Genomic DNA, 857 nt, shown 5'->3' on the forward strand with positions numbered 1-857 from the left:
GCTGTCGCTCCAGCTCGTCGCGGCTTATGCCGGCGGGCTGGCTCATCCTCAGTCTGATCATTTCCTGTTCACGATTCGTTAGTAACATGTTTTTCGCCCCAGACGGCCGCCACTCGACCTCGCTTATTTCAATTTCTCAATAAGTTTATCATAGTTCGTCGCGTTCAAAAGACCATCCACGGTATAGACTTGAACATTGGCAAATTGTAATTTAACACGCCGGGCAGTTTCTTTCGATGCGATGATTAAGACATGATCCTTATCATCAATCTCACCGATCGCAACATTACGAACCTTGACGTCTTTGTTGAGTTTTCGCAACTCAGAGCGGAATGTCGCTTGTGCCATAGTTGCTGAGCCGATATTTTGATCGTGATGCAGGAAGTCTGCTTCTGTAATCTTATCGAAGTCGATATCGTTAAGCTCGTCTTCTGGCGTTTCCTGCTTAGCTTTTGGCGTTTCTTTAGTTGCGGTTTCATCTGTCCCGCCAACTGCTTCAGCCTTCAAACTAGCAATGATCTCATCATACTTAGGACTATTCAAGAAGTTCTCAACAGCGACGTGTGCTGCATCAGGCGTTTGTTTCTTAGCCCGATCAGCCAATTCTTCTTGCGTCACAACTAAGAGTCCCGGCTTATCCTGCAAGTTGCTAATGGCCGTGTTGGTAACCGACAGATCCAAACCAGCCTTCTTGACTTTATCACGAAGAATCGAAGCACCCATGGCACTGGAGCCCATGCCGGCATCGCAAGCAAAGATAATTTGCTTAATGCCTTTAGCCTGGCTCATGACATCTTTAGCAGCAGCCACATCCTGACCTTTAGCTTCAGCTTTCATCGACTTCATCTTCGCTTCAC

Annotated in this window: 1 pseudogene; it reads right to left on the bottom strand. The window is 47.0% G+C overall.

The window, feature by feature from the left end:
- Positions 1–123 precede the first annotated feature (123 nt).
- A pseudogene (locus tag ACWPVL_RS11715) lies at positions 124–857 on the bottom strand (PTS mannitol transporter subunit IICBA); the annotation flags it as partial.

Source organism: Streptococcus sp. Marseille-Q8145, from assembly GCF_965112035.1.